At 40.9% G+C, this 20,474-nt stretch carries 17 protein-coding genes; 13 read left to right on the top strand and 4 right to left on the bottom strand.

Annotated elements, in window-relative coordinates:
• Positions 1 to 61: 61 nt before the first annotated feature.
• The 6 genes from glk (at position 62) to QL989_RS08855 (ending at position 7,220) form a co-directional block, all read left to right on the top strand.
• Positions 62 to 1,060, top strand: a complete 999-nt coding sequence (gene glk, locus QL989_RS08880; protein WP_290169832.1) for a glucokinase — start codon at positions 62 to 64, stop codon at positions 1,058 to 1,060.
• A gap of 29 nt (positions 1,061 to 1,089) precedes the next feature.
• Positions 1,090 to 2,103 carry a LacI family DNA-binding transcriptional regulator gene (locus tag QL989_RS08875; RefSeq protein WP_010389842.1) on the top strand — a complete coding sequence of 338 codons (1,014 nt, stop codon included), beginning with the start codon at positions 1,090 to 1,092 and terminating at the stop codon, positions 2,101 to 2,103.
• Between the two features lie 339 nt (positions 2,104 to 2,442).
• Entirely contained in the window at positions 2,443 to 4,293 is a 1,851-nt protein-coding gene (gene edd, locus QL989_RS08870; protein ID WP_138604846.1) for a phosphogluconate dehydratase, read from the top strand.
• Positions 4,294 to 4,326: 33 nt separating this feature from the next.
• Positions 4,327 to 4,959: a bifunctional 4-hydroxy-2-oxoglutarate aldolase/2-dehydro-3-deoxy-phosphogluconate aldolase gene (gene eda / locus QL989_RS08865; protein ID WP_138604845.1), complete on the top strand. Its 633-nt coding sequence runs from the start codon at positions 4,327 to 4,329 to the stop codon at positions 4,957 to 4,959.
• Positions 4,956 to 5,960 (top strand): type I glyceraldehyde-3-phosphate dehydrogenase, encoded by a 1,005-nt coding sequence (gene gap, locus QL989_RS08860; RefSeq protein WP_008110546.1) that lies wholly within the window; start codon positions 4,956 to 4,958, stop codon positions 5,958 to 5,960. Before eda ends, gap begins: the two co-directional genes overlap by 4 nt.
• Before the next feature lie 135 nt (positions 5,961 to 6,095).
• Positions 6,096 to 7,220, top strand: a complete 1,125-nt coding sequence (locus tag QL989_RS08855; RefSeq protein WP_198523095.1) for a sterol desaturase family protein — start codon at positions 6,096 to 6,098, stop codon at positions 7,218 to 7,220.
• Between the two features lie 220 nt (positions 7,221 to 7,440).
• On the opposite strand, the gene QL989_RS08850 is transcribed toward QL989_RS08855, so the two are convergent.
• From QL989_RS08850 to QL989_RS08840, 3 genes are all read right to left on the bottom strand, one after another.
• On the bottom strand, positions 7,441 to 8,154 hold the full coding sequence (locus QL989_RS08850) for a YebC/PmpR family DNA-binding transcriptional regulator (RefSeq protein WP_290169827.1): 714 nt from the start codon (positions 8,152 to 8,154) through the stop codon (positions 7,441 to 7,443).
• Between the two features lie 166 nt (positions 8,155 to 8,320).
• A complete protein-coding gene (locus tag QL989_RS08845) occupies positions 8,321 to 10,399 on the bottom strand; it encodes a M13 family metallopeptidase (RefSeq protein WP_290169825.1) in 2,079 nt (692 codons plus the stop codon).
• A 197-nt stretch (positions 10,400 to 10,596) separates the two neighbouring features.
• Positions 10,597 to 12,387 (bottom strand): ABC transporter ATP-binding protein/permease, encoded by a 1,791-nt coding sequence (locus QL989_RS08840; protein ID WP_290169823.1) that lies wholly within the window; start codon positions 12,385 to 12,387, stop codon positions 10,597 to 10,599.
• 113 nt (positions 12,388 to 12,500) lie between these two features.
• Here QL989_RS08840 and QL989_RS08835 point away from each other — a divergent pair, with 113 nt between their 5' ends.
• The 5 genes from QL989_RS08835 (at position 12,501) to QL989_RS08815 (ending at position 17,228) form a co-directional block, all read left to right on the top strand.
• The gene (locus QL989_RS08835; RefSeq protein ID WP_290169821.1) at positions 12,501 to 12,962 is read left to right on the top strand and encodes a hypothetical protein; all 462 of its coding nucleotides are present in this window, start codon (positions 12,501 to 12,503) and stop codon (positions 12,960 to 12,962) included.
• A gap of 108 nt (positions 12,963 to 13,070) precedes the next feature.
• Positions 13,071 to 14,909 (top strand): protein translocase subunit SecD, encoded by a 1,839-nt coding sequence (gene secD, locus QL989_RS08830; RefSeq protein ID WP_290169819.1) that lies wholly within the window; start codon positions 13,071 to 13,073, stop codon positions 14,907 to 14,909.
• Complete coding sequence (secF, locus tag QL989_RS08825; RefSeq protein WP_290169816.1) at positions 14,902 to 15,831, top strand: protein translocase subunit SecF; 930 nt, start codon at positions 14,902 to 14,904, stop codon at positions 15,829 to 15,831. Before secD ends, secF begins: the two co-directional genes overlap by 8 nt.
• Positions 15,832 to 16,095: 264 nt before the next feature.
• Entirely contained in the window at positions 16,096 to 16,572 is a 477-nt protein-coding gene (locus QL989_RS08820; RefSeq protein WP_138604838.1) for a GreA/GreB family elongation factor, read from the top strand.
• 104 nt (positions 16,573 to 16,676) lie between these two features.
• Positions 16,677 to 17,228: a hypothetical protein gene (locus QL989_RS08815; RefSeq protein WP_290169813.1), complete on the top strand. Its 552-nt coding sequence runs from the start codon at positions 16,677 to 16,679 to the stop codon at positions 17,226 to 17,228.
• A 52-nt stretch (positions 17,229 to 17,280) separates the two neighbouring features.
• On the opposite strand, the gene QL989_RS08810 is transcribed toward QL989_RS08815, so the two are convergent.
• The gene (locus QL989_RS08810; protein ID WP_290169811.1) at positions 17,281 to 17,616 is read right to left on the bottom strand and encodes a zinc ribbon domain-containing protein YjdM; all 336 of its coding nucleotides are present in this window, start codon (positions 17,614 to 17,616) and stop codon (positions 17,281 to 17,283) included.
• Between the two features lie 309 nt (positions 17,617 to 17,925).
• On the opposite strand from QL989_RS08810, the gene QL989_RS08805 reads away from it, so the two are divergent.
• Both QL989_RS08805 and QL989_RS08800 read left to right on the top strand, forming a co-directional pair.
• Positions 17,926 to 19,320, top strand: coding sequence for a RimK family protein (locus tag QL989_RS08805; RefSeq protein ID WP_290169809.1), 1,395 nt, complete (start codon positions 17,926 to 17,928; stop codon positions 19,318 to 19,320).
• Positions 19,320 to 20,471, top strand: a complete 1,152-nt coding sequence (locus QL989_RS08800) for a GNAT family N-acetyltransferase/peptidase C39 family protein (protein ID WP_290169807.1) — start codon at positions 19,320 to 19,322, stop codon at positions 20,469 to 20,471. The genes QL989_RS08805 and QL989_RS08800 overlap by 1 nt, the downstream gene beginning before the upstream one ends.
• Positions 20,472 to 20,474: the final 3 nt, after the last annotated feature.

Here is a 20,474-nt window from a genome sequence, read left to right as displayed (position 1 = left end):
TATCAATGGATACCCCATTAAAATAATAAGTACTCATTACTTAAACAAAAGAGATAACACTATGGGTTTACACTCTAGCACACACTTTGAGCCTATTCTGGTTGCCGATATAGGCGGTACAAACGCCCGTTTTGCATTGATAACTGGGTTCGACGAATCAAGTAATCAATTTACCATTGAACATAACCATACGTTTCCAAGTGCTAGTTATGGATCACTCGAGAGTGCCACTGAGTATTATTTATCAACAGTGTCTCATATAAATCCTAAGCGCGCATGTCTTGCCGTAGCAGGTCCAATTAACGCAGGCCAAGTTCACTTAACTAACTTAGGTTGGCACTTTAGCGTTAATGATATTAAACATCATTTTGACTTTGAACAATTAAGCATAATAAACGACTTTGCTGCTTTTGCTTACGCTGCTCCGTACTTAGACCTTTCTCAAAACGTAACGGTTAAACCTGGCCAAGCAGATGACACTGCTAATATTGGTTTAATGGGACCAGGTACAGGCTTTGGTGCTGCGTGTTTAGTGCGTACAGCACATTCGTGCGCGGTAATGAGCTCAGAAAGCGGCCATATTTCACTGTCGGCCGTAAACGAACTTGACGCTCAACTTATTCAAGAGCTTAAAAAAGACCACCCACATGTATCGGTAGAAACGGTGTTTTCTGGCCCAGGCATTGCTCATTTATATAAAGCTATGGCGGCGGTTAAAGGGGTAGCTGCAAAAAATTTAGATGCGGCGCAAATTAGTAGCTTAGCCAATAGTGGTGAATGTGAAGTGTGTGACGCAACGCTTAATCAGTTTTGCGATTGGATTGGCAGTGTTGCTGGCGATTTGGCGCTTGCTTATGGCGCTCTTGGTGGGCTTTATATTGGTGGTGGCATATTGCCAAGAATGCAGGCTCGTTTACTAGAAAGCCGTTTTATAGAGCGTTTTTTACAAAAGGGCATTATGTCGCAATATACAGGCCAAATTCCGGTCACTTTAGTAACACAAGACAACATTCCTTTAATTGGTGCTGCCGCGTGTTTGCATACGAGTCAACAGGTTTAATTACGTTGCATACATTTGGAAATAAATAGATGAAAAAAGTCACTATAAATAGCGTTGCCAGTTATGCCGGTGTATCTAAAAAAACAGTATCGCGCGTATTGAATAACGAACCAAATGTGAGTGCGGCCACACGTGAAAAAGTATTAGCGGTATTTAAAGAGCTTGATTACACACCTAATCCCATTGCTCGAGGACTTGCACAAAACCGTAGTTTTATTATTGGTTGCTTATACGACAATCCAAGTAAAAGTTATATTACCCGTGTGCAAACAGGCGCATTAGCTGCATGCCAAGAAAACAACTATAACTTGTTGATTCACCCTTGTGAGCTCAGAGGTGATGCACTCATTAACAACATAGAGCAGCTATTACAGTCATCACGCCTTGATGGTTTAGTGCTTACGCCGCCATTTTGTGACTTTTCAGAGTTGGTTGATTTTTTAAAGTCTAAAAAAATTCCTTATGCTCGAGTGGCTTCTGCTATTTTAGAAGATGACTCTATTTCTGTTACCAGTAATGACGAGCAGGGCGCATTTGAAATTACCGAACATTTAATAAACTTAGGGCATACCTCTATCGCGTTTATTAAAGGTCACCCAGATCACAGTGCTACACAGCAACGTTTTAAAGGCTACAGGCGCGCACTAGCAAGCCATGGTATTGAATTTAACGAACGCTTAGTTGAAGAGGGGAACTTTAGTTACCATTCAGGGGTAGACAGTGCCCGTAGTATTTTAGATTTATCGCCACGTCCTACGGCTGTATTTGCATCGAATGATTACATGGCAGCCGCCGTGCTTAAATTAGCTACACAGCGTAATTTACGAGTACCAGACGATATTTCTATTGCTGGCTTTGATAACGCCCCCATAGCGCGTCATATTTGGCCAGGCCTAACGACTATAGCGCAACCTGTAGAAGAAATGACAAAACAAGCTGTTACCCAGTTAATTACCCACATTATTGAGCCGCAAGAGTCGCCTTACAAAGTGATTTTAGAAGCAAAATTAATCACGCGAGAGTCAACCGCAGCCGTAAAATAAAAACCGCTTTTTCACAGTAGCCCGAGTATGAGTGACGCTTACTCGGGTTTTTTTTATCTGCATTTTTAATCTTCATTATTTGCCGCTGGTATTTCACTAAAAATTCACGTTTATTTATTGTACATGTTAAAAAAAAGGACTATTTTTATTACTCAGGGTTGACACCGGTGTCAGTGTCATGCGTTAATACCCTGACACCGGTGTCAGGGTTGTTGTGAGAGGCTCCCTGGTAGCGTACCTTTGAACGGGTAAGGCAAAGATGCTCAGTACAGTTATTTTCGTGGAGTCTATAATTGTTACTGAGCCTTTATCCTCTAACGAATAGAGATGAGTAAAATTATGTTGCACCCTCGAATTCAAGAAGTCACAGAACGCGTTATTGAGCGCAGTAAACAAACCCGTCAAGCCTATTTAGATCGTATTTCGCACGCAAAAAAACAAACAAGAGTTCGTGCTGGTTTAGGTTGTGGCAATATTGCCCATGTTATGGCTGCGTGCAGCAGCGATGACAAAGCGCGTTTAAAAGCAGATGAGGTGCCAAACCTTGCAATTATTAATTCATACAACGATATGCTATCTGCGCATGTGCCTTACAAAGAATACCCAGATTTAATTAAAAGCATTGCCACTAAATTTGACGCAACCGCGCAAGTTGCTGGCGGTGTTCCTGCGATGTGTGATGGCGTTACCCAAGGGCGTGACGGCATGGAACTATCGCTTTTCTCTCGTGATGTTATTGCTATGTCTACTGCGGTTTCGTTATCGCATGACGTGTTTGATGGTGTGTTTTGTTTAGGTGTATGTGACAAAATTGTTCCAGGCTTATTAATTGGCGCTTTATCATTTGGCCATTTGCCTGTGTATTTTTTACCAGCAGGACCAATGCAGTCAGGTATTCCAAACAAAGACAAAGCACGTATTCGTCAAAAGTTTGCACAAGGCTTAGTGTCACGTGAAGAGCTATTAGAGGCAGAAAGCGCATCTTATCACAGTGCCGGTACGTGTACATTTTATGGCACTGCAAATTCAAATCAAATGCTTATGGAAATTATGGGCTTACACCTACCAGGTAGCTCGTTTATCAATCCATACACAGAATTGCGTGATGGCTTAACGGGTAATGCCGTTGAGACCATGCTTAAGCAGCTTACAGAAAACAAAGATGGCCCGTGTTTAGCGGATGTGATCAGCGAAAAAACCATTATTAATGGCCTGGTTGGTTTGCTATCAACCGGTGGCTCAACCAATCATGCAATCCATATTGTGGCAATTGCAAAAGCGGCTGGTATTCAGGTTACGTGGAAAGACATGTCTGATTTATCAGCAGTTGTACCATTACTGACGCGTATTTACCCTAATGGCTCAGCTGATGTAAACCATTTCCAAGCAGCTGGCGGTATGGGCTTCTTAATGCGTGAATTAGCAGGTGCTGGTTATCTTCACACAGATGTAACCACTATTTTAGGCGAAGGCCTTGCACCTTACATGTGTGAGCCACTGCTTGATAAAGACGATAACTTGATTATGAGTGATGCCAATGGCCCTAGTAAAGTTAAATGGGTTGCGTGTCCAGAAAACTCACATGATGAAGAAGTACTTCGCCCTGTAAATAATCCATTTAGTAAGCAAGGTGGTTTACAGTTATTAACGGGCAACTTAGGTAAAGCCGTTATTAAAGTCTCTGCTGTTGCAGAATCTCATCAAGTGGTGTCGGCGCCAGCTAAAGTATTTAGCTCTCAAGGTGAGTTACAAGATGCTTATAGCCGTGGTGAACTTAACCAAGATTTCATTGCTGTTCTTAAAGAGCAAGGCCCTAAGGCTAAAGGCATGCCAGAGCTTCATAAGCTCACGCCGGTAATGGCAACATTACAAGATCAGGGTTATAAAGTGGCCATAGTTACCGACGGACGTATGTCGGGTGCATCAGGCAAAGTACCAGCGGCAATCCACTTAGCACCTGAAGCGGTAGAAGGTGGCATTATAGCTAAAATCCATGAAGGCGATATTGTTACTTTAGATGCGCCAAATGGTATTTTAAAAGTGCATGTAAGCGACGAAGAGCTTGCACAGCGTGAGCTACAAATTAGCCAAGCAAGCCAAACATTTGGTACAGGCCGTGAATTATTTACTGGATTTAGAAATATCGTAAGCAGTGCCGATTTAGGTGCAAGTGCTTTTGGACTTGAATAATAATTAGCCATATTGGGTAATGAGGAACAAGTAATGAGTATTGAAAAAATCTTAGCATCGGCACCCGTTGTGCCAGTGGTGGTAATCGAAAAATTAGAAGATGCTGCACCACTTGCAAGAGCGTTGTATAACGGTGGCTTAAAAGCACTTGAAATTACACTGCGTACACCAATTGCTGCACAAGCTGTAAAGCTAATGAAAGCTGAAGTACCAGAGGCATATGTGGGCACTGGCACGGTGGTTGATAAAGCAAGCTTTAACGCGTCAGTAGAAGCGGGCGCTGACTTTATGGTGAGCCCTGGTGTAAGTGATGAACTGTTAGCATTGGCAAAAGAGTCAACTATCCCTTTTTTACCAGGTGCAGCTACCCCAAGCGAAGTGATGAACTTGGCAGCACATGGCTTTAAATTTTTAAAGTTTTTTCCTGCTGAAGCCGCAGGCGGAACTGCGATGATAAAGTCGATTGGTGGCCCATTACCTGATATTACTTTTTGTCCAACCGGTGGCATTAGTTTAGCTACTGCGCCTGATTACTTAGCACTTAACAATGTTATTTGTGTAGGTGGTACGTGGATGTTAGATAAACAACTTATTGAAAATAAAGACTGGCAAGCCATTGAAACGCTTGCTCGCCAAGCATGTGAAGTTAATAGGAGTCAAAAATGATTAATGTAGCAATTAATGGCTACGGCCGTATCGGTCGTAATGTATTGCGTGCACTGTACGAATCAGCGCAAAATAATGAAATTAAAATTGTGGCTATTAACGATTTAGCCCCAGCCAATGTAAATGCTCATCTGACTCAGTTTGACTCAGTACACGGTCGTTTTTCACAGCAAGTAACGCTAAAAGACAACACCATGCTAATTGGCGATGATGTGATCACGCTAACGCAAGAACGTGATCCTGCTAATTTACCGTGGAAAGCACTAAACGTTGATATCGTACTTGAATGTACGGGTTTATTTACTTCTCGCGAAGCAGCTAACAAGCACATTGAAGCAGGCGCTAAAAAAGTAGTGGTATCGGCTCCTGGTACTGATATGGATGCAACGGTAGTACATGGTGTAAATAGCGATGTAATTAATGCCGATAGCAACATTATTTCTAATGCTTCATGTACAACCAACTGTTTAGCGCCTGTTGCAAAAGCGATTAACGACACAGTAGGAATTGAACAAGGTAGTATGACCACCATTCATGCTTACACCAACGATCAAAACTTATCTGACGTATACCACCCAGATTTATACCGCGCGCGTAGTGCGACTCAATCTATGATCCCAACTAAAACGGGTGCTGCAAAAGCGGTTGGATTAGTTCTGCCTGAACTTGCCGGTAAACTAGATGGCATGGCGGTACGTGTACCAACAATTAATGTGTCGTTAGTTGATTTAACATTTATTGCTAAGCGCGATACAAGCATTGAAGAAATTAACCAAGTGGTTAAAGACGCTGCGTTTGGCTCTATGAAAGGTATTTTAGAGTACAACGAGCTACCGCTTGTTTCTATCGACTTTAACCATAACCCAGCATCATCTATTTTTGATGCAACGCAAACGCGTGCTGATGGTAAATTAGTTAAAGTAATGGCGTGGTACGACAACGAATGGGGTTTCTCAAACCGCATGTTAGATCAAGTTAAAGCGCTGGGTGCTTATTTATAATTTTTCCGTGTAGTTAAATTTTACTTTATCCAGCCAAGCCACGCACTGCGTGGCTTTTTTTGTGTTTTAGTTAGCCCAAAGTTTGCTAGAATGTGCGCACTAGAATAGGGACTGCATATTATATTAAGGAAAATAATGCTAAAACACGTCACTAAAAAAATATTTCGTACTAGTCACCTGCAAATCGGTGAGGGTAATATCAGTGGTTATATTGCTTGCTTTTTAGCGATATTAAGTTGCTTAGGAGTGCTTGCATTCCACTTTCCGGAATATTTAACGACTCCAGAACTACGCAAAAGCTATAGCGTCGACTTTTTACGTCAGCTCATGTTTGTTGCTCTTATTATTTCCGGTAGCTTAGGGTTACTTAATTTTGTACGAAATACGAATAAGCGATTGGGTGCCACTGCGTGGTTTTTAATTGTACTGGCCATTAGCTTTGGCGGGCCGAATGTTGAAGTGAATGACTTTGCAGATAACACTCCTTATATTGGCTTAGATTGGTTTATATTAGACTTACTAGGCTCTACCTTAATTTTTATCTTAATTGAAAAACTACTTCCGCATCGAAAAGAGCAAAAAATACTTCGTAGTGAATGGCGCGGGGATTTAAACCACTTCTTTGTGAATCACTTAATAGTTGGCTTTGTATTACTGGTTACTAATCATTTTGTTCATTATGGTTTTGGTTGGGCGGTTTCGAGCACACTGCAAGCTTACATAGCGCAAATGCCGTTTATACTACAGCTATTTTTAATTATTTTGGTGGCTGATTTAATGCAGTATTGGACACATCGTGCTTATCACGAAGTGCCATTTATGTGGCGATTTCATGGTGTGCATCACAGTGCCAAAGAAATGGATTGGCTAGCGGGCTCCCGTCAGCATATTTTAGAAATACTGATCACCCGTAGTTTAGTGTTAACCCCTATATTTGTGCTGGGGTTTTCACAGCAAATAATCAGCTTATATGTAATTATTGTTGGTTTTCAAGCCGTATTTAATCATGCAAACGTGAATGTAAAATTTGGGTGGTTAAAATATTTTATGGTTACTCCGCAGTTTCACCATTGGCACCACGCATCCGATAAAGCTGCCATTGATCGAAATTATGCAGCCCATTTCTCGTTTTTAGATTATTTATTTGGTACTGCGGTAAAAGGCCAAGCAGAGTGGCCTAAAGAATATGGTGTTGTCGGGGACTACATGCCTGTAGGTATGTTAAAGCAACAAATTTACCCGTTTAAAAAACAAAAATAGTCTGTAGTTTTAGATTGTGGCCACAAGATTCATGGCCGCATACAACTATAAAAGCCAACAGACCCTAGTTGTGAGGGGTTATCAATTAACTAATCCATTCTACAAATAACAAAAAGGCCAACTAAGTTGGCCTTTAAACATAACCTATCGCAAGTAAACTCAACGCAGTTGTCGCTGAAGATAGATTTACTATCCAGAGCTCAGATTATTTGCTTAACGATTAAAATTGAGCGTTGTGGTAAACGTTTTGTACGTCGTCACAATCTTCAAGCATGGCTAAAAAGCGCTCCATAACTTCAACGTCTTCGCCTTCAATAGGGGCTTCAACTTGAGGTACAAAGGCAATTAAGTCTTCGTCAAATTCTGTCACACCCATTTCTTCAAGTGCTGTGCGGGTATTGTTGTATTCAGTGTGCGGTGCAAATACGGTTACTTTGCCGTCTTCTACTTCAACGTCGGTAACATCAATATCTGCCATCATCAGCGCTTCAAGTACGGTTTCATCGTCGTCACCGTCAAATACAAAAATAGCAAGGTGATCAAATAAGTGTGATACCGAATTTTGTGCGCCAATTTTAGCGTTTGCTTTGGTAAAACATACACGTACATCAGCAAAAGTACGTTTGTTGTTGTCGGTTAAACAATCAACAATAATCATGCAATTACCTGGGCCGTAACCTTCATAACGCGTGGCTGCATAGTCTTCACCGCCGCCGCCTTTAGCTTTATCAATGGCGCGTTCAATTACGTGAGCCGGTACTTGGTCTTTTTTAGCACGTTCAATTAAACGACGTAGTGCTAGGTTTCCGTCTGGATCAACACCGCCATTTTTAGCACAAATATAAATTTCTTTACCGTATTTTGAATAAACTTTAGTTTTAGCACCCGCAGTTTTAGCCATTGAATCTTTTTTGTTTTGGTAAGCTCTTCCCATCTGCGTTTCGCCTTAATATGTATAAATAATTGATAAAAATTTGCAAGCCCATATTCTAAAGGTAAATGCCGGGCAGGGCTAGTAAGTATTGTTAGTAGCCAAAAATAAAACAACCCGCATAAGCGGGCTGTTTATTTGTTACAAACGATGAACGGTTGTCAGGGTATTACCAAATACGAACGCGTTCTTCTTCTGGTAGGTACAACTCATCACCTGGTTTTACATCAAATGCTTTATACCAAGCGTCGTGGTTACGAGGTGCTTGTGCTCTAAAGCGACCTGGTGCGTGAGTACCACCACGTAATTGGTTTAACATGCTTTGCTCAGTACGTTTTTCTTTCCATACTTGTGCCCATGCTAAGAAGAAACGTTGATCGCCGGTTACACCATCAATTACCGGTGCTTCTTTACCATTTAGGCTTAGTTTGTAAGCATGATAAGCCATGGCTAAACCACCCACATCACCAATATTTTCACCTAAGCTGTTGCGGCCATTTACAAAGTTACCTGGAATTGGTTCGTATTTGCTGTACTGAGCTGCCAGTTTGTCAGCTTTGGCATCAAAAGCAGCACGATCTTCATCAGTCCACCAATTACGTTGTATGCCGTTAGCGTCAGATTTTGAGCCTTGATCATCAAAACCATGACCCATTTCGTGGCCAATCACAGCGCCAATGCCACCGTAGTTTACTGCTGGATCTGCATTTGGATCGAAAAACGGTGGTTGTAATATAGCGGCAGGGAATACAATTTCGTTAAATGAACTATTGTAGTAAGCATTTACACGTTGTGGTGTCATGCCCCAACGATTACGATCGGTCTTTTTCAGCTCTTTTTCTACGCTGTCGGCTTGGAAAAACTCACGCATATTTTTTACATTAGCCATTAAGTCATTGTTGCTAATGCTTAAGTCTTCATACGATTGCCATTCATCTGGGTAACCAATTTTTGGCACAAATGCCGCTAATTTTGCACGCGCGTTCACTTTTGTTTCTGCACCCATCCAATCTAAGTTATCAATACGCTCACCAAGGGCTGTGCGTAAGTTTTCAACTAGCTCAGACATTTGTTGCTTAGATGACTCAGGGAAATAACGAGCTACGTAAATTTTACCAATTGCAAAGCCTAATGAGCTGGTGCCTGACATTTGGCTGATAGCGCGTTTCCAGCGTGGACGTGGCTCTTGTTGACCATTCAATTCTTTACCAAAAAAAGCAAAGTTGGTGTTAAATATCTCTTCAGACAACAGCCCAGCGTTACCATTAATTGCATGATACGTTAGGTAGTCTTTCCATACGCTTAAATCTTCATTATTGATTAAGTCAATCATGGCTTTAACAGGTTCAGGCTGCGATACGTTTAATTGTGGTACTTTATAACCTGTTTGCGCAAAGTATAAATCCCAGTTAAATCCTGGGTATTGTGTACTTAACTCATCGCGTTTTACTTGGTTTAGGGTTAAATCACGATTACGGCGTTTTTCACGAGGCCAATGACCTTCTGCAATTTTGGTTTCAAGCGCTAAAATCGCTTGTGCACGCTCTGTGGTATTATCAACCTCTGCAAATTTAAGCATATCGGCAATATGTGCCACATACGCTTCACGAGTTTTTACAAAACGTTCTGCATCTTCAAGGTAGTATGAGCGATCGGGTAAGCCTAAGCCACCTGCACCTAATGACATTTCGTATTTATTGGGATCTAAACGGTTAAACCACATACCGCCGCCAAGTGGTGCACTTACACCCGTAAGCCAAGATTGGCCAAATACTTTTGCCAAATCATCAGTAGAGGCAACCGAATTGATGTCGTTAAGCAACGGCTTAATTGGCGTTATACCAAGTTTATTAAGTGTCTCGGTATCCATGTACGAATTATAAAAGTCAGCGACCAGTTGCTCTTCGGCGTTTAAGTTTTCACGTGCTGCAATTTCTTCAATAATTTCTTTAACGCGATCTTCACTGCGCTCAGCTAGCGCAGAGAATGCACCGTAGCGGGTTTTATCTGCGGGCATTTCGTAGTTGTCGTACCATGAACCACTGGCGTACATGAAGAAATCGTCGCCTGGCTTTACAGCTTCGTTACGCGCAGTTAAATCAACTCCAAACGTGCCTAATTCGGCTTGCTCTGTTGCTTGTGGTTTTTCTGCAACTGCTGCTACTTGCTCAGTTTTTGTTATTTGTGGCTCAGAACAGCCGGTAATAAATGTAGCGGCGAGTGCCGCTGCAACTAAACTTTTTTTCATTACTTTCCCCTATGAATTCACGTTATTTAATTCGTTATATATTTTTGTTATAAAAATAGCTACTTGATTGTATTGATAACTTCACTGCAAACAAACCTTTTGAGGTGAATAACCGTACCGGTCGATAAGATAAATGAAATACTAGCAAAATAGCAAAAAAGCACTCAGATACTTCAATCGTACCCGAGAGGCTTAGTTTATTGCGCCTTTGACTGTTTTTGTTGCAAGGTCCACATATGCGCATATTCACCATTTTGCATGAGTAATTCATCATGTTTACCTTGCTCTACTACTTCTCCCGACTTAAGCACGATAATAGTATCGGCATCGGTAATTGTTGATAAGCGATGCGCAATAACAATACTTGTGTGGTTAGAGGCAACCTCTTGCATAGCGTTTAATATGGCTTGTTCAGATTGTGAGTCGAGCGCGGAAGTGGCTTCGTCAAAAATTAAAATTGGCGATTGTTTTAAAATAGCGCGAGCAATAGCAATACGTTGTTTTTCGCCACCAGAGACTTTTAGTCCGCGTTCACCGACTAAGGTTTTATCGCCTATATCTAGGCTATTAATAAAGTCTGTTAGATGCGCCATGTTTATAGCTTTGTTTACTTCATCTTCACTGGCGCTGGGTCTGCCGTAGTGAATATTTTCGCGTATACTGGTATTAAATAACACAGTATCTTGCGGCACTATGGCAATAGCTTTACGCAAACTTGCCAAGGTGACCGTGTTTATGGCTTGATTATCAATTTTTATAGCGCCCGATGAAAGTTCATAAAAACGATATAGCAAGCGGGCTAACGAGCTTTTACCTGCGCCACTAGCACCTACAACCGCTACCTTAGCACCAGGGTTCACATTAAAACTAACGTTTTTAAGAATAGGGCGTTTACTATCGTAGCTAAAGCTGACATTTTCAAAGCTAATTGCCCCATTTTTGAGTGCTAATGGTTGCGCGGTTTCGCTATCTGCTACTTTGGGTGAGGTATTTAATAACCCTAGCATGTTTTCAAGGTCGGTAAGGGCACGGCGTATTTCACGGTACACAAATCCCAAAAAGTTAAGCGGTAAAAAAAGCTGAATCATATACGCGTTAATCATTACCAGCTCACCAATCGTTAACTCGCCGGTAACCACTTCATTGGCGCCAAGCCACATTAATGCGGTTATGGCACATGCAATGACCAGTGCTTGCCCTGAATTAAGCGCCAGTAACGAGAGTCTGTTTTTTAATCGTGCTTGTTCCCAGGTTGCTAAAAATGTGTCGTAAGTTTGGGCTTCATGCTGTTCATTATTAAAGTATTTTACGGTTTCGTAATTTAATAGGCTGTCGATGGCACGGGTGTTACTTTGATTATCAGCAGCGTTTGACTCACGAATAAAGCGGTTTCGCCATTGGGTAACCGTCACGGTAAAAAAAATATAAATAGCCACAGCCAATAGGGTGATCAGCGCAAACCAAATAGAAAACAAGCTGCCAAAAATAATCGCCACAGTTATTATTTCAAACAACGTGGGCACAATATTAAACATTAAAAAGCGCATTAAAAAGCTTAAGCCACTGGTGCCGCGTTCTATGTCTCGACTTATACCGCCAGTTTGCCTGTCTAAATGAAAGGCTAAATCTAACGAGTGCAAATGTTTAAACACTTTAAGGCCAATATCTCGCATGGCATGCTCGGTGACTCGCGAAAATACCGCATCGCGTACTTCACCCAAAAATACGCTAGCAAAGCGCAATGCGCCGTACATAACGAGTAATAAAGTAGGAACAAGAAGTAGTGGGTTAATTGATTTATCAACCGAATCAATTATTTCTTTTAAAGCCCATGGCATGAGTAATGTCGCGCCTTTAGCACCGACTAGCGCTAATATAGCAATGAGCACACGGCCTTTAAATTTAGTGATATAAGGCCAAAGAGTTTGAATGCTTTGTTTTAAATTCATGGCGTCGGGGCGTTTTACTGAACTTTGTCTGGAGCGCATCGAGGATCTCAGTATTTGATATTATATAAATAAATTAGCTTAAGAACGGCTATTGTATTTTAATTAGCTGCCCTTATATACTAGCTATCCTTTATTTTAGTTTTAAATGACCAATGTTTAAATTTCGCGTTTTTTTAGCTACTTGCTTGTTTTTTGCTGCACTCTTTAGTGTGCAAAGCCATGCTATGGGCGTAAAGCACGAATTAAACAGTAACCAAAGCGGTTATAGCGATGTTATTAATGTTGACCATTTAACTAACATTTCCGTACCTACAAAATCGCTTGACGATTTACAGCATAAAAACTCAAAGCATTCTGATTTTGCTGCGCATCAGCCTAGGCTAACAGCCAATAACTCATTTTTATTTTTACATAGTGCGCAGGGCGATCCTGAATACGATGTAGTGCATGAGTTTTTTGCCCTAAATGGCTGTAGGCATATTTTTTTGCGACCGCAAGCAGTCACTATAAATCAGCCTTGGTATACTTGGGTATTTAAAAGTAAAAAGTCGCGCTTGAGCGGCTGGAAAGACGCTAACCTGTTATACACCGCTGTAACTACCTACCACGCTTAAAGTTCCTTATTTAATGTTAATTGGTTTTAACGCATCGCGTTTTGACCTGCAGATTAATTGTGCCTAATAGGTACGTTACTGGGCTATGCCTAGTAATAAGGAATAACTATGTTAAGTCTAAAAAAAGAGAAAAAGCCATTTAAGGCTAAGTTTAAATTGAGCTATGTAGCCATGCTGATTGTATTAGTGTTACTAGCAATAAGCGCCTTACCTAATTTATACCCGAATAAGTCGTGGTTGCATATTAGTGCAGCTTCTGATGTTAAAACGCAAGTAATGCCAAGTACTGAGAACCTAGTTAGCTTTTTAAATAGCCAAGGTTTTGAAGTGAGTAAAAGTTTAAAAGACCCAGCACATATTAATGTACTTTTAAATACGCCTACACAAAGTGCGCAGGCTCAAGCGGCTTTAAAATCAAACTTTCCAAATACACAGGTTAAAATTGTTGAACATGCAACCAGCCCTGTTTGGTTACAAGAGTTTGGTTTATCGCCCATAAAACTGGGTCTTGATTTAAACGGCGGGGTATTGTTTGTACTTGATGTTGATTTAGAAAAAGCGATTGATGAGCAATTGCTCAGTGCATATCAACAGACAAAAGCCATTATTGTTAAACAAAAAGCCTATGGCGTTAAAGCGCAGCAGACTAATCAGGGCTTTGAAATAAGTGCGCTTGAGAATGCTGACGATAAGCTAACAGTTGTTATAAAAGAGCTTAAAAGCCGTTTTGAAAACCTCACTACAACCACATCAACTAATGGCAACTTACAGGTCGTTAAAGTGAGTTATTCTGAGCAAGGGCGCAGCGCATTTGATAAAGAAGTGATGAGTCAAACACTTACGACACTTCGCTCACGCATTGAAGAGCTAGGCATAACTGAGGCCGTTACACAGCGCCAAGGTAAGCAGCGCATTCGTATTGAGCTACCTGGCGTGCAAGATCCGGCTGAAGCAAAACGCATAATTGGTGCAACCGCGTCATTAGGGTTTTATCAACTTAAAGAGAGAGGCGGGCAAACGTTTAATTTGCAATCGGGAGGGACCATTAAGCTTGACCCTGTACCTATATTTACCGGTGAGCATATTAATAACGCTAATATAGGGCGTGATGATTGGGGTAAACCTTTGGTACAACTGAGCTTAGATGGCCAAGGTGGCGATGCTATGTCGGCTTTTTCAAAGGCGAATATAGGTAAACCTATGGCAACGCTCTATTCAGAGTATTCACAAAATGCCAAAGGTGAAGTGGTTAAAAAAAGCGAAGTTATTAATGTCGCGAACATTGCCCAGCATTTAAGCTCGCGTTTTAGTTTAACCAATATGCAAAGCCAACAAGCGGCTGCCGATTTAGCGCTATTACTACGCGCAGGATCACTCACTGCGCCCGTAACTATAGTGCATGAGCAAACTATTGGTCCAAGCCTTGGCCAAGACAATATTAATAATGGATTAGCAGCGCTAATGTTAGGCATGGGTTTAACGCTTGCGTTTATGGCACTGTGGTACCGCCGTTTAGGGCTTATTGCAAATGTTGCGTTAATTTTAAACTTAACCTCTTTAGTGGGGCTAATGTCGTTATTACCTGGGGTGGTTTTAACTCTTCCAGGGATAGCAGGCTTAGTATTAACTATAGGAATGGCGGTTGATACTAACGTGATTATATTTGAGCGCATAAAAGAAGAGCGTCGCAAAGGTCGTCCCCCGTATCAAGCGATACAAGAGGGCTATAAACAAGCTGCGAATACGATTTTAGATGCCAATATTACCACCATGATCACCGCGATTATTTTATATGGCATAGGTTATGGCCCTGTAAAAGGCTTTGCGATAACGCTGGCGCTTGGTCTTATCACATCGGTATTTACTGGAGTGTATGTATCTAAGTATTTAAGCCAAAGCTTATATTTAAAGCTGGGTAAAAAAGCAGGAGTAAACGCGCATGCTTAACACTTTTTTTAAATGTGAGACAGGGTCACGTATGCGTTATATAGGCTTGCTTATAAGTGCCATGTTTGTGTTGTTATCGGTATTCACCATTGCACAAAAAGGGCTTAATTTTGGCCTTGATTTTACGGGTGGTTATTTAACAGAATTTACCACCAGCCAAGGTGTTGAACTAAAACAGCTTGAGCAATTTATTGCTAAAAACCATCAAGGTGAATTTGAACTTATAGCACAGGGCAATAATCATTTTCAATTAACGCAAGCGCCAAGTGAGGAAGCTAATAATGATGCTTGGAAAACCGCGATTAGCCAAAACCCAACTATAAATGCTGAGGTTTTATCATCGGCTTATATTGGCTCTCAAGTGGGTGATGAATTATTTGAGCAAGGCTGCTTAGCCTTATTTGCTGCTATGGTAGCGGTAATGATTTATTTAGCAGTTCGGTTTGAGTGGCGTTTGGCATTAGGCTCTGTGGTGGCTTTATTACATGATTTAGTGCTGGTGGTTGGCTTATTTTCGTGGTTACAAATAGAGTTTAATCTAACCGTTTTAGCCAGTTTATTGGCAATAATTGGCTACTCCCTAAATGACTCAATAATAGTGGGTGATAGAGTACGTGAGCTATTACGCATACCAACAAACATCACACTCAAACCAAGCAGTATTATCAACAGTGCTATTAAAAGCACCTTAACTCGTACGCTTATTACCTCAGGAACTACGCTAGCTACGGTGGCAAGTGTTTGGCTGTTAGCTGGCACGCCGCTGCAGGGGTTTGCCATTGCTTTGTTTGCAGGAATAGTCGTAGGCACGCTGTCGTCTATTTGTATTGCTGCTACATTACCTGAGCTACTTGGGTTAAGTGCTAAAAACTACGATAAGCAAGTGGATCAGCAAACGCAGGCATTAATGGATATGCCATAGCCTTAAATTAGCATTGTTGTTACACAGCAAAGGGATAGTGTTCGATGTGGCAACAATGCTAATACCAACCTGCATAAATATTTGAACAATTTAACGAATTAAATTCCCCTATAACGTTGTTAACATTTTTTCATTTAGAACAACTAGATGTCAAAAATTTTGCCTAGTTATAGAGCAATTTTCTTATCGTTAAAATAGGTCCCATATCCAAGCAGATTGGTATAAAATAACAAATTATTTTATCGAATTGAGTGAATTCTCCAAATGATTAAAGCCCATGTTACTGAGCACCTGCGGTTTGCCTTAGATGAGCAACTAAACACTGCTAAAATTGCAGCTCAAACAGCTCACGATACCGCTACCCATGAAGAAAGTATTGCAGAGACCCAATACGATACCCTTGGGCTTGAAGCTGCCTATTTAGCACAAGGCCATGCAGAGCGAGTTAATGAGTGCTATAAAGAAATACAACTATTTGAAGCCATATACAACGAACCCGTTACAGACACTATCGCTATAAGCTCATTGGTATGTTTAGAAGACGATGCCAGCACACAAAAATGGTTTTATTTAGGCCCAGCAGCTGGAGGATTAACCGTTGATATTAAAGGCACAACTATTCAAGTACTTACCTCTGGTGCCCCTTTAGGGCAACAGTTATTAGGTAAACAAGTCGATGATGAAGTTAGTTTAACGATCGGTGATGTAAAACATAGTTATTACGTGGTTGAAGTACTTTAAATGTAGTTTGTATTTGTCTCTTACTCAGAGGCGAAGCATCTCGTAGGTCTTTTTGTTAAATAATTGCCTAAAACTTATAGAATAAAATTAAAGATGAGCCGTTTATGAACTTAGTATTGGTCAGTGATATTTTTGGTAATACAGCGGCTTTAAAAGCATTAGCTGAAAAACTAAACGCTCAGTCTATTGTCGATCCCTATGGCGGGGTTGATATGGAATTTAACAGTGAACAGCAGGCCTATGAGTATTTTAGTCAGCATATAGGCCTTGATGAGTATGTAGCTATTTTACAAAAAGCGATTAAGCCACTCGCTGGCAACACTATATTGGTTGGTTTTAGTGTTGGCGCATCGGCAATTTGGTCATTGTCTGCACACCCGGCGATTAAAACGATAGCTAAGGGCATTTGTTTTTACAGCTCGCAAATTAGGCACCATACAGATATACAACCACAATTTGAGATTGAACTCATATTTCCGCATTATGAACCGCACTTTGACATTAAATCACTACAGGTTGAGCTTGCAACAAAGGCTAATGTTAACGTAAAGCATGTTGATTACTTACATGGTTTTATGAACCCACACTCGAGTAACTTTAATCAGAATGCTTACGATCAAACATTAGCTGCGCTATCTAAAGAGCTAAAAAATTAGCAGTTAAGCGTTATTACTTTCTGTAATTTTCTACAAGTGAGGTTCTGTAATTTCAGGCTTTTTTCACAAACTTGGCCGTTACCATCATTTCGCCAATGCCATCGACTTTACAATCTAGTTGGTGATCTTTTTTATCAAGCACACGTCTAACTACCGCTTTAGTACCAATTTTTATAACCTGAGAACTGCCTTTAATTTTTAAATCTTTGGCAACGGTTACTTTGTCACCATCGGCTAGTAAAGTGCCGTTTGCATCTTTTACCAAAATAGCGTCTTCATCGCTTGTATTATTTGGGTTCCATTCATAAGCACATTCTGGGCATATAAGCAGCTGTTGGTCTTCGTAAATGTATTCACATTGGCATTTAGGGCAAGCGGGAAGAGACATAATGATCACTTTTAGTGGTAAATTTTGGCTATTTTAAAACACAAATTAACAATAAAAAAGTTCATCAAAAATTTTTATCTTCACGCTAAAAATATCTCGTTTGTGTGTATGTAAAAAAGGGCTTATAAATCACATGTCGCTTAAGCAATTTAAGCGCTAACGTTTATAGTAGATATTCGTTAAAGCACCTATCGTATTAAGTGATTTGCTATTTGCTGCACTTAGTGCGATAGGTGTTTCTATTTGCTGTTTAACTACCTGAGCTAACTAGCCAGGGATTTTTATATTTTGACTTAACTAGGAAAAGTCGTGTTTAAAACCTTAATAGTGGTTGATAACAACGAGCAAGCACTTGCTCTTTCATTTGAAAATGTCATTACGTTTAACACCTACTTACGTGACTACCCAAAACGCAACGAACCTAAAACCCGCATTATTAATTTATGCGACTCAAGCCAATACTTGAGTAAGGGTTATTATTGTTCATTGCTTGCAGAAGCCCGCAAACACCAAGTATTACCAAGCGTTAAAACAATAAACGCGCTTAGAAGCGGCCATGCACCTACTTTAAATACTGGGCAAATTGATGGCGCAGTTTATTTTGGTAATGCTCTAAATGAATTGCAAAGTAAAGCGGCTAAATCGGTATTTAAACAATACCCAGCGCCTATTTTATTTGTCGATCAGCAAGGTTTATTGCAACAAGGCTCTTTAACCTCATTAAGTGAGCAGCAATATACTGCGTTTATTGAAAGGCTCAATGAGTTTACCCAAACGCAATGGCGTATTGGTAAAGTAGAGCGCCGTTTTCGTTGGGATATGGCGATATTGGTTGATCATAACGAAAAAGTACCGCCAAGTGATAGAGATGCAATAGCCCGTTTTATAAAAGCAGCAGCGAAACATGGTATTAACGCAAAAGCACTCAGCTTTGATGAAATAGATAATATTGCCCAGTTTGATGCGTTATTTATTCGTCAAACAACAGCGATTGATCACCCAACCTACCGCCTTGCAAGTAAAGCGCAAAGCCTCGGCTTAGTGGTCATTGACGATGCGGAGTCTATTTTACGGTGCTGTAATAAAGTGTACTTACATGATGCATTTAACTATCAAAAAGTACCGAGCTTAAAAACCGTGGTGGTGGCAGATCAATCAAAAGACACAATTGAGCAACTAGAAGCGTCGTTTACTTATCCGCTGGTATTAAAAATGCCAGAAGGGTCGTTTTCAAAAGGTGTTTATAAAGTTGCTAATCGTGATGAATTAGAAGCTAAGCTTAGTGAATTATTTGCACTGAGTGCGCTGGTATTGGCACAAGAATATATGTACACCGAATACGATTGGCGCGTAGGGGTACTTAATGGTCGTGCTATTTATGCATGTCGTTATTTAATGGCGCGTAACCATTGGCAAATATACAACCATGACGCTAAGCGGTTTTTTTCCGGTGGCTTTGAAACGTTACCTACCTTTGAGTTACCAAAAGCTGTGTTAGACGCTGCTTTAAAGGCCTGCAAAACAGTGGGTAAAGGTTTATACGGTGTAGATGTTAAAGAGCACCAAGGTCGTGCGTATGTATTGGAAGTAAACGACAACCCGAGCATTGATCACAAAGTAGAAGATGGTTACTTAGGTGACGAGCTATACATGATCATTATGGATGAGTTTAAACAGCGGTTAGAAGCACGAGGCCGCGGCTAATGCCTATTGCTCTGGTTGAAAAAGTAATAGTGGCAGAGGCGACTAAGCTAGTTATTCGCCCTGCAATAACCTCTGACTTAAAGGCGTTGGTGGCGCTTGAAAATACTTGCTTTAGTAACGATAAGCTAAGTGCGCGTAGTTTAAAGCGCTGGCTTGGGGCTAAACATGGGATTTTATTAGTTGCTGAGCAAAATGCGCAACTATGTGGCTATGGCTTAGTGTGGTGCCATAAAGGCACGCGTTTAGCGCGTTTGTATTCGTTAGCCGTATTACCAACAATGCAGGGCAAGGGCATAGCCAAAAAATTACTCAATGAACTTGAAAAAGCGACCAGTGAGCGTGGACGTATTTATTTGCGCCTAGAAGTTGCAGTAAATAACGACAGCGCCATTGGGCTTTATAAAAGTGTGGGGTATCGCGTATTTGGTCAATACAGTGATTATTATGACGATCACAGTGATGCCTTACGCATGCAAAAAAATATTCGCCAAACCAGTGAGTTGCAGGTTGAGCGTTTAACGCCATGGTATCAGCAAACCACCGAGTTTACCTGTGGTCCTGCTGCGTTATTAATGGCAATGGCTGCTCTTGACTCAAACACAGAGCTGAGTCAGTCACATGAATTAGCTTTGTGGCGTGAAGGCACCACGATTTTTATGACCTCTGGGCATGGCGGTTGTCACCCATTTGGCTTGGCACTGGCTGCAAATAAACGCGGTTTTACAAGTGAGGTAATTGTTAATACATCTGAACCATTATTTTTAGATGGGGTTCGCAGTGATAACAAAAAATCAGTATTGGCCACGGTTCATCAACAGTTTGTTGAGGGTATTGCAGCGGCAAATATTTCAGTTACACAAAAAGATGTTGAATTAACTGACATAGAAAACTGGTTGAGTCAGGGGTTTAGTGTGTTGCTGTTAATTAGTACGTATCGGTTTGATGGTAAAAAATCACCGCACTGGGTGTGTGTCACCTATTTAGATGCACATTGTGTTTACGTACATGACCCATTTTGCGAGCCTGGCAATAACAATCAGCTAGCAATTGATTGTCAGTATGTACCAATTGCACGCAGCGACTTTAGCAAAATGTCGGCATTTGGTAGCCAAAGGCTCAGAACGGCAGTTGCTATTGGAAAAGTAAAATAGATT

Source organism: Pseudoalteromonas sp. APC 3224 (assembly GCF_030407535.1).
Taxonomy (GTDB): Bacteria; Pseudomonadota; Gammaproteobacteria; order Enterobacterales; family Alteromonadaceae; genus Pseudoalteromonas.
The sequence above is the reverse complement of the archived record's forward strand: the minus strand, read 5'-3'. Positions and strand labels throughout refer to the sequence as shown.

Excerpts from the sequence above, each read along its gene's own strand:
- QL989_RS08820 (WP_138604838.1), top strand. The coding sequence starts at position 16,096 with ATGATTAAAGCCCATGTTACTGAGCACCTGCGGTTTGCCTTAGATGAG.
- gap (WP_008110546.1), top strand. The coding sequence starts at position 4,956 with ATGATTAATGTAGCAATTAATGGCTACGGCCGTATCGGTCGTAATGTA.
- glk (WP_290169832.1), top strand. The coding sequence starts at position 62 with ATGGGTTTACACTCTAGCACACACTTTGAGCCTATTCTGGTTGCCGAT.
- secD (WP_290169819.1), top strand. The coding sequence starts at position 13,071 with ATGTTAAGTCTAAAAAAAGAGAAAAAGCCATTTAAGGCTAAGTTTAAA.
- eda (WP_138604845.1), top strand. The coding sequence starts at position 4,327 with ATGAGTATTGAAAAAATCTTAGCATCGGCACCCGTTGTGCCAGTGGTG.
- QL989_RS08810 (WP_290169811.1), bottom strand. The coding sequence starts at position 17,616 with ATGTCTCTTCCCGCTTGCCCTAAATGCCAATGTGAATACATTTACGAA.
- QL989_RS08835 (WP_290169821.1), top strand. The coding sequence starts at position 12,501 with ATGTTTAAATTTCGCGTTTTTTTAGCTACTTGCTTGTTTTTTGCTGCA.
- QL989_RS08845 (WP_290169825.1), bottom strand. The coding sequence starts at position 10,399 with ATGAAAAAAAGTTTAGTTGCAGCGGCACTCGCCGCTACATTTATTACC.
- edd (WP_138604846.1), top strand. The coding sequence starts at position 2,443 with ATGTTGCACCCTCGAATTCAAGAAGTCACAGAACGCGTTATTGAGCGC.
- QL989_RS08875 (WP_010389842.1), top strand. The coding sequence starts at position 1,090 with ATGAAAAAAGTCACTATAAATAGCGTTGCCAGTTATGCCGGTGTATCT.
- QL989_RS08815 (WP_290169813.1), top strand. The coding sequence starts at position 16,677 with ATGAACTTAGTATTGGTCAGTGATATTTTTGGTAATACAGCGGCTTTA.
- QL989_RS08850 (WP_290169827.1), bottom strand. The coding sequence starts at position 8,154 with ATGGGAAGAGCTTACCAAAACAAAAAAGATTCAATGGCTAAAACTGCG.
- QL989_RS08840 (WP_290169823.1), bottom strand. The coding sequence starts at position 12,387 with ATGCGCTCCAGACAAAGTTCAGTAAAACGCCCCGACGCCATGAATTTA.
- QL989_RS08800 (WP_290169807.1), top strand. The coding sequence starts at position 19,320 with ATGCCTATTGCTCTGGTTGAAAAAGTAATAGTGGCAGAGGCGACTAAG.
- secF (WP_290169816.1), top strand. The coding sequence starts at position 14,902 with ATGCTTAACACTTTTTTTAAATGTGAGACAGGGTCACGTATGCGTTAT.
- QL989_RS08855 (WP_198523095.1), top strand. The coding sequence starts at position 6,096 with ATGCTAAAACACGTCACTAAAAAAATATTTCGTACTAGTCACCTGCAA.